The 12,852-nt window shown below is 37.9% G+C and carries 12 protein-coding genes and 2 tRNA genes; 8 read left to right on the forward strand and 6 right to left on the reverse strand.

Going from position 1 to position 12,852, the window contains the following annotated elements:
* Positions 1-40: 40 nt before the first annotated feature.
* From E4F24_RS09125 to coaA, 6 genes are all read left to right on the forward strand, one after another.
* The gene (locus E4F24_RS09125; RefSeq protein ID WP_140938386.1) at positions 41-529 is read left to right on the forward strand and encodes a Fur family transcriptional regulator; all 489 of its coding nucleotides are present in this window, start codon (positions 41-43) and stop codon (positions 527-529) included.
* Positions 530-656: 127 nt separating this feature from the next.
* Positions 657-1,928 carry an adenylosuccinate synthase gene (locus E4F24_RS09130; RefSeq protein WP_140938387.1) on the forward strand — a complete coding sequence of 424 codons (1,272 nt, stop codon included), beginning with the start codon at positions 657-659 and terminating at the stop codon, positions 1,926-1,928.
* A gap of 7 nt (positions 1,929-1,935) precedes the next feature.
* Positions 1,936-3,216, forward strand: a complete 1,281-nt coding sequence (locus E4F24_RS09135) for an anthranilate synthase component I family protein (RefSeq protein WP_140938388.1) — start codon at positions 1,936-1,938, stop codon at positions 3,214-3,216.
* An 85-nt stretch (positions 3,217-3,301) separates the two neighbouring features.
* The gene (locus E4F24_RS09140; protein ID WP_140938389.1) at positions 3,302-4,534 is read left to right on the forward strand and encodes a nucleoside recognition domain-containing protein; all 1,233 of its coding nucleotides are present in this window, start codon (positions 3,302-3,304) and stop codon (positions 4,532-4,534) included.
* A 63-nt stretch (positions 4,535-4,597) separates the two neighbouring features.
* Complete coding sequence (locus tag E4F24_RS09145; protein ID WP_140938390.1) at positions 4,598-4,969, forward strand: methylglyoxal synthase; 372 nt, start codon at positions 4,598-4,600, stop codon at positions 4,967-4,969.
* A 173-nt stretch (positions 4,970-5,142) separates the two neighbouring features.
* A complete protein-coding gene (gene coaA, locus E4F24_RS09150; RefSeq protein ID WP_140938391.1) occupies positions 5,143-6,096 on the forward strand; it encodes a type I pantothenate kinase in 954 nt (317 codons plus the stop codon).
* Here the strand turns inward: coaA and E4F24_RS09155 are convergent.
* Positions 6,083-6,955 (reverse strand): mechanosensitive ion channel family protein, encoded by an 873-nt coding sequence (locus tag E4F24_RS09155; protein WP_140938392.1) that lies wholly within the window; start codon positions 6,953-6,955, stop codon positions 6,083-6,085. The genes coaA and E4F24_RS09155 overlap by 14 nt on opposite strands.
* 234 nt (positions 6,956-7,189) lie before the next feature.
* Between E4F24_RS09155 and E4F24_RS09160 the strand changes: the two genes are divergently transcribed.
* Positions 7,190-8,143, forward strand: a complete 954-nt coding sequence (locus E4F24_RS09160; protein ID WP_140938393.1) for an acetyl-CoA carboxylase carboxyltransferase subunit alpha — start codon at positions 7,190-7,192, stop codon at positions 8,141-8,143.
* Between the two features lie 86 nt (positions 8,144-8,229).
* On the opposite strand, the gene obgE is transcribed toward E4F24_RS09160, so the two are convergent.
* The 4 genes from obgE to E4F24_RS09180 form a co-directional block, all read right to left on the reverse strand.
* A complete protein-coding gene (gene obgE, locus E4F24_RS09165) occupies positions 8,230-9,228 on the reverse strand; it encodes a GTPase ObgE (protein ID WP_140938394.1) in 999 nt (332 codons plus the stop codon).
* Positions 9,229-9,240: 12 nt separating this feature from the next.
* Positions 9,241-9,816 (reverse strand): adenylate kinase, encoded by a 576-nt coding sequence (locus E4F24_RS09170; protein ID WP_140938395.1) that lies wholly within the window; start codon positions 9,814-9,816, stop codon positions 9,241-9,243.
* A gap of 75 nt (positions 9,817-9,891) precedes the next feature.
* Positions 9,892-9,965, reverse strand: a tRNA-Arg gene (locus E4F24_RS09175).
* A gap of 183 nt (positions 9,966-10,148) precedes the next feature.
* Positions 10,149-10,222 (reverse strand) — tRNA-Arg (locus E4F24_RS09180).
* A gap of 159 nt (positions 10,223-10,381) precedes the next feature.
* Between E4F24_RS09180 and E4F24_RS09185 the strand changes: the two genes are divergently transcribed.
* A complete protein-coding gene (locus E4F24_RS09185) occupies positions 10,382-11,206 on the forward strand; it encodes an alpha/beta fold hydrolase (protein WP_140938396.1) in 825 nt (274 codons plus the stop codon).
* Positions 11,207-11,304: 98 nt separating this feature from the next.
* On the opposite strand, the gene E4F24_RS09190 is transcribed toward E4F24_RS09185, so the two are convergent.
* The gene (locus tag E4F24_RS09190; protein ID WP_140938397.1) at positions 11,305-12,762 is read right to left on the reverse strand and encodes an aminoacyl-histidine dipeptidase; all 1,458 of its coding nucleotides are present in this window, start codon (positions 12,760-12,762) and stop codon (positions 11,305-11,307) included.
* Positions 12,763-12,852 lie beyond the last annotated feature (90 nt).

The following is a 12,852-nucleotide window of genomic DNA, read 5'->3' on the forward strand; positions in this document are numbered from 1 at the left end:
GATTAGAAATTGGTAAATTTGTTCGGGAGTAATAAAAACTATGAATCAAGCTGAAAATTACGGAACAGTCAAAAAAATTTTTGAAGCTTACTTAGAAAACAAAAATTTAAGAAAGACTCCAGAGCGTTATGCTATTTTGGAAGAGATTTACTCAAGAACAGACCATTTTGATGTGGAATCCTTGTATATCCACATGAAAAATAAAAAATATCGTGTAAGCCGAGCCACTGTTTACAACACATTGGAACTTTTAGTATCTTGTGACCTTGTCACCAAACATCAGTTTGGTCGAAATATGGCTCAATTTGAGAAGTCTTATGGCTACAAACAACACGACCATATTATCTGCATAGAATGCAATAAAGTGGTAGAATTCTGTGATCCGCGTATTCATCAAATCCAAAGTATGATGGGTGAACTATTAAAGTTTGACATCAAACATCACTCGCTAAACTTGTATGGTGTATGTGAAGATTGTAGAAATAAGGAGGTGCAGACCAATCCAAAAATCCATGCAGAAGTAATTTAAAATTAATTCCGAATCCAATATATAATATACTAAATTTGTTCAGAAATTGGAAATGCAATTTCTGAACATTTTATTTTTTAATAAAACGGAAACATACATTCAATATTAATCTCAATATAAAAAAGCTATGCAAGTTGATGTGCTATTGGGCCTACAATGGGGCGACGAGGGTAAAGGAAAAATCGTGGATGTTTTTTGTCCAAAATACGATTTAATCGCTCGCTTTCAAGGCGGTCCTAATGCCGGACACACATTGGAGTTTGACAACAAAAAATTTGTTTTGAACACGATCCCATCGGGAATTTTCAACGAGGGAACCCTGAATTTAATCGGTAATGGTGTCGTCATTGATCCTATTATTCTAAAAAGAGAATTAGACAATCTAAAAACTGCTGGTTTTGATCCGGTCGGTAAAGGTAATTTGGTACTTGCACGCAAAGCACATTTGATCTTACCTACCCATCAATTATTAGATGCGGCATCCGAATCCAAAATGGGCGCAGGCAAAATCGGTTCAACGTTAAAAGGCATTGGTCCGACCTATATGGATAAAACAGGTCGTAACGGTCTACGTATAGGTGACACCACGCTTCCAGATTTCCAAGAACGTTATGAAAAACTAAAAGAGAAACACCTTTCAATCCTTGCACATTACGGTGAAATACCTGATTTCTCTGAAAAAGAAGAAGCTTTCTTAAAGGCTATTGAATTCATTAAAACGATTCCACATGTAGATTCGGAGCATTTGGTGAATAAATATTTAAAAGACGGTAAAAAAGTGTTAGCAGAAGGTGCGCAAGGCACACTGTTAGATGTTGACTTTGGCTCCTACCCTTTTGTAACCTCATCTAATACCACTACTGCGGGAGCTTGTACAGGGTTAGGTATTGCTCCAAATAAAATTGGGGAGGTATATGGAATCTTCAAAGCCTACGCTACACGTGTTGGAGGTGGCCCCTTTCCAACCGAATTGGATGATGAAACCGGTGAAAGACTACGCCAATTAGGGCATGAATTTGGAGCAACTACCGGTCGTGCACGTCGTACGGGTTGGATTGACATCCCTGCTTTGAAATATGCGATCATGCTAAATGGTGTAACGGAGTTAATCATGATGAAAGCAGATGTATTGGATACATTTGATAAAATCTACGCATGTACACATTACAAATATAACGGTGAGGTAATTGATTATATGCCGTATGAGATTATCACGCATACAGCGGAACCAGTTCTCGAAGAAATCGAAGGATGGAATCAAGATTTAACAGGTATTCGTAGCAAAGATGAAATTCCAACAGCATTAGCAAATTACATCGCATACTTAGAAAAAGCGCTAGAAGTGCCTATCAAATATTTGTCTGTAGGTCCTGACCGCATTCAAACTATAGAACTCTAAATATACTATGGCTAAAGCCACTTATGAGGTAAACAGAAACATTTTTCAGGCTAAGGCGTTACAATGGGCGCAACAGTTTGAACAAGTATGTTTTCTTCAATCTAATGATTACAAGGATGATTATGCGTCAATAGATGCGATACTCGCTGTAGATGCATCCGAAATATTTGAAAGTGATAGCCATACTACTTTTGAGAAATTAACAATTTTTAAAGCCAAACATTCCAGCAATTGGATGTTTGGTTTTTTCAGTTATGATCTTAAGAATGAGATTGAATCACTAAAGACTTCCTTTCCCAATCCAGTAGGCTTTGCAGATGCCTATTTCTTTATTCCAAAAATCCTTATTAAATTTATCGGTACATCTATTGAAATAGAGGCTGAAACACCTTCTCAGATTTACGAAGCGATCAATCATTATTCACCCACTGAATCTATTGCTGACTTTAACAAGAAAATAAAAAGACGATATTCAAAAGAAGCTTATTTCAACGCTTTTCATCGGATGATGGATCACATCAAACGAGGGGATATTTACGAAGTAAACTTATGCCAGGAATTTTATGCCGAAAATATCGATTTAGATCCATTAGCCGTCTACACCAAACTCAACTCCATCTCTCCTACTCCATTTTCTACGTTTTTCAAGGCGAATGACAAATACATTTTATCGGCATCACCAGAGCGTTTCTTAGCTAAGCGAGGCGATATACTAATATCACAGCCCATCAAAGGTACAGCACCACGAGGGAATACGCCACAAGAAGATCAGGAAATCATCCATATACTAGAAAACAATCCGAAAGAAATTGCTGAAAATGTAATGATAGTGGATCTTGTACGCAATGATCTAACACGCAGCGCACTGCCCGGTACCGTAGCGGCAGAAAAGAGACCACGGGTACACACCTTTAAGCAGGTCCATCAATTGATTTCAACGATTACTTGTAAAATCGATCACTCAAAATCTGATATACAAGTAATTAAAGACACATTTCCTGCCGGATCGATGACAGGAGCTCCTAAAATTAGTGCCATGCGCTTGTGTGACCAATACGAAATAAGCCGTAGAGGTGTATATGCTGGTTCTGTTGGTTATTTTTCATCTAATGGCGATTTTGATTTTAATGTTATTATTCGCACTATTCTGTATAACAAAAGCTCCAAATATCTTTCCTTTCACACAGGAGGAGCTTTGACCATAGAAGCAGATCCTGAAAAGGAATACAATGAGTGTGAACTGAAAGCAAGCGCTATATTAAAAACACTGAATACCGCATTGGAATAATCCATAACTCATTTCCTTAATTTGAGTATATTCACTTTTGGAAGAATCCTTCTTAAATACTACATTTACGCAAACAAACAACTATATGGCATTAAATTACGTTTGGGTAGGCTTCTTTATTATATCTTTTGTTGTTGCATTTATAAAGCTCTTATTTTTTGGTGATACAGAAATTTTCTCAGCAGTTGTTAATGGTATTTTTGATAGTGCAAAAACGGGTGCCGAACTATCGATAGGACTCATTGGTATCATGACCTTTTGGCTGGGCATTATGAAGGTTGGAGAACAGGCCGGCATGATTACCTTATTTGCAAAAGGAGTAAGTCCGTTTTTCAGTAAATTATTTCCCGGAATTCCCAAAAACCATCCCGCAAACGGCTCTATTATAATGAACTTCTCGGCCAATATGCTAGGCTTAGACAATGCAGCAACACCCTTAGGCCTGAAAGCGATGAAGGAAATGCATGAAATTAATCCAAAAAAAAATACGGCTACCAATGCACAAATCATGTTTTTGGTATTGAATACAGCGGGCATCACCTTGATACCGACTTCTGTTATTGCCTTACGTATGGCCGCCGGTGCCGAAAATCCGGCAGATATATTCATCCCATCGCTCATCGGTACATTTATATCCTTCGTATCCGGAATGATTGCAGTAGCGGCTTACCAAAAGATAAATCTTTTGCAGCTTCCTATACTTATTTTTCTCGGGTTCTTCATTGGATTAATGTGCCTCCTCTACTTTGGACTTAATGGATTACCGCCCGAAGATATTCAAAAAATAACCGGCCTAATTGGAGGTCTTCTCATATTTTCCATCATCGTACTATTTATTGTTTACGCTGCTACGAAGAAAATAAATGTATACGATTCATTTATTGAGGGAGCTAAAGAAGGATTTAAAACATCTGTAATGATTATTCCTTTTCTAATAGCTATTCTCGTGGCCATTTCTGCTTTTAGAACAACCGGATGTATGGATTATATTGTAGATGGGATCGCTTCAATCGTTTCTTATTTCGGGTTGGATACGCGATTTGTCCCCACTTTACCCGTTGGATTCATGAAAACACTTAGCGGTGGTGGAGCCCGAGGGCTCATGATTGATGTTATGGACACCTATGGTGTAGACTCTTTTCAAGGAAGACTCGCTAGCATTATACAAGGATCTTCGGAAACTACTTTCTATGTATTGGCTGTCTATTTTGGTTCAGTAGGTATTAAGAATACCAAATATGCCCTGACATGTGGTTTAATAGCTGATCTGGTAGGATTAATAGCGGCAATTTTTTTAGGATATATATTCTTCGGTTAATCAACTTTTTCACAAAGAATGAACCTGAGGTATACATAATAATAGCTTAAACTTATCAAATAAATGAAAACAATTGCACTGATTGCTCACGACGGTAAAAAGGCCGAAATGGTGGGGTTTGTAAAAGATCATATTGAATATTTACGCAAAGCCAATCTCGTTGCTACGGGTACAACGGGATCTTATATCCAACAAACTGGCCTTGCAGTTGAACTTAAATTAAGTGGCCCTAAAGGTGGCGATGCACAAATAGCAGCATTAGCTGCTGAAGGAAAAATTAACGGGATAATATTTTTCAGGGATCCGTTGGGCAAACATCCTCACGAGCCTGATATCCAGATGTTGATGCGAATCTGCGATCTGTACAATGTCCCGCTAGCCACAAATCCGGGAACAGGATCCCTAATCATTGAAGGCCTTCTAGACGACAAATAAATCTCAAGACCATAGCAAGTAATATGAATCACCGAGCGTAGTGATTCATTCATATTACTTGCTATGGTATTCATGAAATACTCGGTTAAGTCTATACGATCGCTGCGGTGTGTTTGCGAATACAAAGCATTTTATCTAAGTTTGCCGAAATTTTAATATCAACGCATATTTTCATGACACCTATCAGCGAGCAAACTTTCAGTAACCCTTATCAAACCTTCGAAAGAGAAGAGTGGAAGAGTCTGAATGGACATTTTAATCATACCCTCATTGCTCGGGATATTGACCAATTACATGCGTTGAATGAGCCGCTGAATATGCAGGAAATTGAAGAAGTATATTTCCCTTTAGCTCACCTCTTGGAGCTACATATTAACAGCTATGCGACACTCCGTGACAACAACAATAGTTTCTTTCAACGAACACAACAAAAATTACCTTTCGTCATTGGTATAGCGGGTTCTGTAGCCGTAGGCAAAAGTACAACAGCCCGCGTATTAAAAAAAGTATTATCCCTATTACCTAGTAAACCTAAAGTTGAATTGGTAACTACTGACGGTTTTCTATACCCTAACAAAGTTCTTATTGAGCGTAACATATTGAATAGAAAAGGTTTTCCGGAAAGCTATGATGCAAAAAGCCTATTAAATTTCCTCTCGTCTATGAAATCAGGAAAAAAATCGGTTGCTGTGCCTGTATACTCCCACATGGAATACGATATACTAGAGTACGAAAAGCAAAAGATACAAAATCCTGATATTCTGATTGTAGAAGGAATAAATGTATTACAAGTCAATTCGCAACGTACACAAGGATCAGGTGTATTCGTGTCTGACTTTTTTGATTATGCCATTTATGTAGATGCTGCAGAAAAGGATATTGTGAATTGGTATATCAATCGGTTCGAATCCCTACGCGCGACAGCTTTTCAGGATCCTACCTCATATTTCCACAAGTATGCAAATTTATCTCAGGAGGAAAGTGTTCAAATGGCCAATCAAATATGGAACGAAATCAATCGTCCAAATCTTCAGGACAATATTTTGCCAACCAAATATCGAGCAGACCTAATTTTAGAAAAAGGTTCACAACACTTTGTAAAAACAATTAAGGTCAGAAAGATTTAATTAAAGTTCTTTCAAAAATGAGGATCTGCCTCAAAAGCTCATTTTCCAATTGTTTATGCAGGCGATTGCTACTACTTACGGCATGTAATTCAATTTTATAACGCACAAAATCCTTCCCAATTTCCTCGACATTCAATATCATATCGCTCTCTTGTGCTAAATTTGGATGATTCAATATCACTGCCTGTACTTCATTTTCCAATTTATCTATTTCGGTAGCAGCATATAATGGGAGTTCGAATTTGACCGTAAATAAATTAGACCGATGAGCAGACAAATTGACGGTAGGATTGGTAAAAACAAGGTTGTTCGGTATCATCACAATATCATCCTCTTCATTCTGCATGATGATATTTGCAAAGGTAATATCAACTATTCTACCCTTATGATCTCCCATTTTAATACGATCGCCTACAGAAAGCTGCTCCGAGAACATAATGAACAAACCACTTATCAGATTCGTAATATAATCACGAAATAAGACCGCAATAGCCATCGCAACAATGGTCAAACTTGTGACAAATTCAACAGGATTTATTCCCAAAGCAATCATGATAGCTATTATCGCAAATACAGCGTTGAGAATTGCAGTAAGACGGTTAATTCCTAAAACAAAATTACCCCTCACCGCTTTATTAGCACGTTGCGCATTATATAACGCGATCACAATAAAACGGGAAACAGAAAGCAATATACTGGGAATCAAAAAGGTGTTCAATCCTTTAATAACTTGAATAAACCACTTATTCTCATTAACGCTATCCTCAAACAGCAAATAGAAGCCTATTAGCAGAATAACAGCGACAATTTTCAAAATAAAATAAACAGGTACTTTATTCTTCTTTTCTTTCTCTATCATACAAAAAACATAACATGCTAAACTAGTAAATTTATTTAGAATTTCTGATTATCCATTCAAACTTAGATAAATTTGCTTTTGGCAAGTATGAATAAACGATTTACCTTCATAGAGCCTTTCGCCTTAGGTGAGACCCGCCTTCCTTTGGTATTTGGAGCTCTTTTTACAGTTGAAATGTTTTAAAATCGACAAAAATACACTAACTTAGCTCGCTTAAAGTGAAAGAGCTTTTATATGGAAACAACATTTGATTTTGAAAAACCAATTGCAGATTTGCAAACACAGATAGAAAAAGTACAGCAGGTAGCCGAGAAAACGAAAGTAGATATGAACGCGACTGTACGTGAGCTAGAAGAAAAATTGGAAATAACCAAGCAAGAGATCTACAATAATATGACCGGTTGGCAAAAGGTTCAGATGTCCCGCCACCCGGAGCGTCCTCAAACCTTCGATTACATCGAAATGATTTGTGATGAATTTATTGAATTACACGGTGACCGCACGGTTAAGGATGACAAGGCAATAGTAGGTGGTTTCGCATCCATAGGTGGCCAATCCGTCATGGTAATCGGGCATCAAAAAGGAAAAAACACCAAAGAAAGACAATACCGTAACTTCGGTATGGCCAATCCCGAAGGGTACCGTAAAGCTTTACGTTTGATGAAAATGGCGGAAAAGTTCAACAAACCCGTTATCACGTTAATAGACACAATGGGTGCTTATCCAGGCATAGAAGCAGAAGAAAGAGGTCAAGGAGAAGCTATTGCACGAAATCTGTTAGAAATGTCGATATTAAAAGTTCCCGTGATCTGTATCGTAATTGGTGAAGGCGCCTCAGGTGGTGCTTTAGGGATCGGTATTGGTGATCGTGTCTATATGATGGACAACACATGGTATTCCGTTATTTCTCCGGAATCCTGTTCTTCTATCTTATACCGCAGTTGGGATCAAAAGGAAAAAGCCGCTGAATCACTAAAACTTACCGCAAAAGACATGTTGGGCAATGGATTAATTGATGGTATCATTGCTGAACCATTAGGTGGTGCCCACCAAAACCCATCAATTGCTGCTCAAAACGTAAAAGATAAAATTTTAAGCGATTTAACTATTCTTCAAGCGAAAGATACAGACACGTTAATTGCCGAACGTATTGATAAGTTCAGCAAAATGGGTGTAGTAAACGAATAACAAGTAGGATATACGGATAAAAATTAAAGGCTAATCAAGTAAATTTGATTAGCCTTTAATTTTATAGCACCATTTAATTTATACGCTTAAGAATTGATAACCTTCCAAAGCATATCTTTTAATTCCTGAATATTTTTACCTGCTACAGATGAGATAAATATATATGGAATATGAGGAGGAAGTTGCAATTTCATTTCGTTTTCTAATTCTTCATCCAACATATCCGATTTAGTAACCGCTAATAAACGTGGCTTATCCAATAGTTCACGATTATAGCTAGTCAGCTCATTCAAAAGAATACTATATTCTTCTGCAATTGTACGATCTGTATCAGCCGGAACCATGAATAGAAGAACGGAATTTCGTTCAATATGTCTTAGGAAACGATACCCTAAACCCTTTCCTTGCGATGCTCCTTCGATAATTCCCGGAATATCTGCCATTACGAAAGATCTGTTATCCCTGTAACCAACAATACCGAGATTCGGCACCAAGGTTGTAAACGGATAATTTGCAATTTCAGGCTTTGCTGCCGATACAACCGACAGTAATGTCGATTTACCCGCATTAGGAAAACCGACAAGGCCTACATCGGCTAGCACTTTCAGTTCAAGAATAACCCATTGTTCCTTGCCCGGTATACCAGATTGTGCATGCCGAGGCGTTTGCTGTGTTGCTGATTTAAAATGCCAATTACCTAATCCACCTTTCCCTCCCGGTGTCAGGATCTTATTTTCACCATCTGCCGTAATCTCAAAAAGGACCTCACCGGTTTCAGCATCTTTAGCTACAGTACCTAACGGAACCTCTAAAATCTCATCAGCCCCGGTCGCTCCTGAGCGTAAGGCCGCGCCTCCACGTTCACCATCTGCAGCGATGATATGTTTTCTATATTTCAAGTGCAATAAGGTCCAATGTTGAGAGGAACCTTTAAGAATAATATGTCCACCACGACCACCATCCCCACCGTCAGGACCACCCTTAGCAGTATGCTTATCGCGATGCAAATGCGCAGAGCCGGCTCCTCCATGCCCCGAACGACAACACACTTTCACATAATCAACAAAATTCGAGCCTTGCGCCATACTAGTTAAAAATTAAGCACTATATATATCAATAACAGCTGACAATTCAGCAAAAATAGTTTCTATGTCACCAATCCCATTCACTTTGGATAATTTACCTTGCTCCTCATAATAAGGTAATACGTGAATAGTCTTACTAAAATATTCTTCAATACGTTTTTTAAGTTTATCAGCAGCATCATCTGCTCTTCCTGATATTTCCTGACGCTTCGCAATACGTTGCGTCAACTCTTCTTCAGTTACATCCAACGCGATAACCCCACTAATAGCTGTATTGTTATCCACCAGAAACTTGTCTAAAGCTTCTGCCTGAGCGACAGTACGAGGAAAGCCATCGAAAATAAATCCTTTAGCATCGGGATTTTTTTTAACCTCTTCTTCCAGCATAGCGATAGTTATAGAATCAGGAACTAAATTTCCCTCAGCTATAATTTGGCTTACCTGCTGTCCCAAACTTGTTTGATTCTTGATATGCGAACGAAAAATATCTCCGGTAGAAACATGGACTAATTGGTATTTGTCAATAAGTTTTTCCGATTGAGTACCCTTTCCTGCTCCTGGAGGCCCGAATAATACAAGGTTTAGCATAAGTCTTAGTTGTTATGTTATGACAAAATAAAAAGCCTAATCCGTTTTAAAGAATTAGGCTTTTCAGTTAATAAGTGCGCTCAAAGGGAGTCGAACCCCTAACCTCCTGATCCGTAGTCAGGTGCTCTATCCAATTAAGCTATGAGCGCGGCAACCATCACTTCATGACTAACAGCCTTTTCTGTTTTGGTGATGCAAATATAGGAAATTATCTAGTTTATCACAAAATTTTTTTAACATTTTAAAAACCACCGCAACACACTTAATGTCAGGTGAATACAATTTAAAAATAAGAAAAAGTTGGATTATTTAAGCATTTAAAAGAAATAATGTGCGCTCAAAGGGAGTCGAACCCCTAACCTCCTGATCCGTAGTCAGGTGCTCTATCCAATTAAGCTATGAGCGCAGCACTTTATTTCAAAACCAACACGATTTATTGGTTTTGGTGATGCAAATATCGGCACTTTTTTAAAATTTTCAAATTATTTTTTGCTTTTTTCATCGTTTAAAAACAATCTTTTCGTTATATTGTTGATATCAATATATTTATATTTTATTATTTTTTATGGCAGAACGTATAATTCGTACGAACAAGATCCGAATTGGTGATATCAGCATTTCTTACTATATAAAAAAGGCAACCGAGCAGGATGAAAAGACGGTTATTTTTCTTCATGGATTTCCTTTTAATAAAAATATGTGGAAAGATCAGTTGGAATCCTTGGAAGATAATATCACCGGTATTGCGGTAGATATTCGAGGACATGGGCTAACGACAAGCGGTCATGGATTTTTTAGTATTGACGTATTTGCCAAAGATCTCAAAGTATTTATAGAGAAACTAGACCTCCATAATGTGACATTATGTGGAATCTCAATGGGTGGCTACATTGTTCTTCGTGCTTACGAATTATTCCCTGAAAAAATCACAGGATTAATATTATGTGATACGCATCATCTAGCAGATGACAACATCGGAAAACAAAAACGCTTCGACACGATACAATCTGTCCTCCAACATGGGCGGAGGCCTTTTGCAATCGGCTTTATAGACAACCTCTTTGCTAGAGATAGTATTGAAAACCATCCCGAAGCCGTTGAAATGATTAAAAGTAGCATTCGACGCAATACCGTAAACAATATATGCGCTACCCTTCTAGCGCTCGCTGCGCGCACAGATACTTCGGAAGTATTGAAAAAAATAACTGTTCCGACTTTACTCTTACGCGGATCTCTTGATAAAATTACGCCCCGAGAGCCGATGGAAAAAATGCACGAAAAAATAGAGGGATCACAATTCACCGAGTTAGAGAATTGCGGACACCTTCCCAATGTCGAAGATCCCTTAGCTTTCAACCAGCAGATGAATGCCTTTTTACTGGAATATTAAATCATGATGCCATAAACACAACAGGGGTTATACAAATCCCATATTACATACAAAATAATTGGAATATGAGATTGTATAGCCCTATATATAGTATTTCTTTATTTCTTGGGTATATTTTTTAAGATTTCCAATACAAATATCCAAAATTTTCGGACAGAAGAAACCGAAACCCGCTCTTGAGGAGAGTGTGCTCCAAGAATAGTCGGTCCAAAAGAAATCATATCCATACCCGGATAATTTGTACCTAAGATACCACATTCCAATCCTGCATGGCAAGCGACTACATCTGGATTTTCGTTAAATAAATATGTATATGTCCGGGTAACGATCTGCAATATCTCAGATTTCGCATTCGGAGTCCACCCGGGATAATCTCCGTTAAAAGTAACCTCGGCACCCATCAATTCAAAAGCAGCCTTAAGTGCATTGGCTAAGTCATATTTGGAAGACTCTACTGAAGATCTCGTTAGACACTTTATCGTAATATTGCCATTATTTACATCTACTTTTGCAATATTATTAGACGTTTCTACCAGATCAACAAAATCAGAACTCATTTTATAAACGCCATTATGAGCTGCATAGATACTATTTATTAAACTTCTTTGTACCTCCACAGGTAAAACTGATTGAGATGCGGTTGTTGCATTCAATTCTATTACTAAATCCGAATCTACCGACTTATATTCCATTTTAATTTCAGAAGAAAGTTGGTAAAAAGCGGCTTGTGCTTCATCGATCTTATCATTCGCAAGTAATATAATAGCTTTGCTTTCTCGTGGAATAGCATTACGTAATCCTCCACCTGCTATCGAAGAGACCCGAACATCAAAGTCTTGTAATGAGAATAAAATGCGGTTCAGTATCTTGTTGGCATTACCTAATCCCTTGTGAATTTCCATACCTGAATGACCACCATTCAGTCCTTTTACAACGAGTTTAAAGGCCGTATAATGATTAGGGATTGCTTCCTCTATATATGATTTTGTAGCTGTTACATCTACTCCTCCGGCACATCCAATATCAATTTCGGTATCTTGTTCGGTATCTAAATTCAACAAAATATCCCCTTTTAGTATATTGCCTTGTAAACCTTTGGCTCCCGTCATTCCGGTCTCCTCATCAATCGTAAAAAGAGCTTCCAAAGCGGGGTGGGGAATATCTGTTGATGATAACAAAGCCATAATAGTAGCTACCCCGATACCATTATCTGCTCCTAGCGTGGTTCCTTCTGCTTTCACCCAATCACCATCGACAAACATCCTAATACCTTCACGATCAAAATCAAAGACAGTATCATTATTTTTCTGATGCACCATATCCAAATGCGACTGTAAAACAACCGTTTTACGATCTTCCATTCCTGCTGTCGCAGGTTTGCGGATAATAACGTTACCTACGTCATCTTTGTAAGATTCTAATCCCAGCCCCTTACCAAAATCCAATGCGAACTGTATTACACGTTCTTCTTTCTTAGAAGCACGCGGAACAGCATTCAATGCCACAAAGTGTTGCCAAATTTCCCTTGGCTCGATAGTAGAAATTTCAAAATTCATTCTTCTCTTTTTTGTTCCCGTCAAAATTAATGATTCTTCTTCGAAACAGATTATAAATTATAATTCAAACAATTTACGATCTTTTACCGT

Origin of the sequence: Sphingobacterium lumbrici (assembly GCF_006476045.1) — a bacterium.
Taxonomy (GTDB): domain Bacteria; phylum Bacteroidota; class Bacteroidia; order Sphingobacteriales; family Sphingobacteriaceae; genus Sphingobacterium; species Sphingobacterium lumbrici.

Coding starts and splice junctions, on each gene's coding strand:
- E4F24_RS09125 (WP_140938386.1), top strand. CDS start 41: ATGAATCAAGCTGAAAATTACGGAACAGTCAAAAAAATTTTTGAAGCT.
- E4F24_RS09130 (WP_140938387.1), top strand. CDS start 657: ATGCAAGTTGATGTGCTATTGGGCCTACAATGGGGCGACGAGGGTAAA.
- E4F24_RS09135 (WP_140938388.1), top strand. CDS start 1,936: ATGGCTAAAGCCACTTATGAGGTAAACAGAAACATTTTTCAGGCTAAG.
- E4F24_RS09140 (WP_140938389.1), top strand. CDS start 3,302: ATGGCATTAAATTACGTTTGGGTAGGCTTCTTTATTATATCTTTTGTT.
- E4F24_RS09145 (WP_140938390.1), top strand. CDS start 4,598: ATGAAAACAATTGCACTGATTGCTCACGACGGTAAAAAGGCCGAAATG.
- coaA (WP_140938391.1), top strand. CDS start 5,143: ATGACACCTATCAGCGAGCAAACTTTCAGTAACCCTTATCAAACCTTC.
- E4F24_RS09155 (WP_140938392.1), bottom strand. CDS start 6,955: ATGATAGAGAAAGAAAAGAAGAATAAAGTACCTGTTTATTTTATTTTG.
- E4F24_RS09160 (WP_140938393.1), top strand. CDS start 7,190: ATGGAAACAACATTTGATTTTGAAAAACCAATTGCAGATTTGCAAACA.
- obgE (WP_140938394.1), bottom strand. CDS start 9,228: ATGGCGCAAGGCTCGAATTTTGTTGATTATGTGAAAGTGTGTTGTCGT.
- E4F24_RS09170 (WP_140938395.1), bottom strand. CDS start 9,816: ATGCTAAACCTTGTATTATTCGGGCCTCCAGGAGCAGGAAAGGGTACT.
- E4F24_RS09185 (WP_140938396.1), top strand. CDS start 10,382: ATGGCAGAACGTATAATTCGTACGAACAAGATCCGAATTGGTGATATC.
- E4F24_RS09190 (WP_140938397.1), bottom strand. CDS start 12,762: ATGAATTTTGAAATTTCTACTATCGAGCCAAGGGAAATTTGGCAACAC.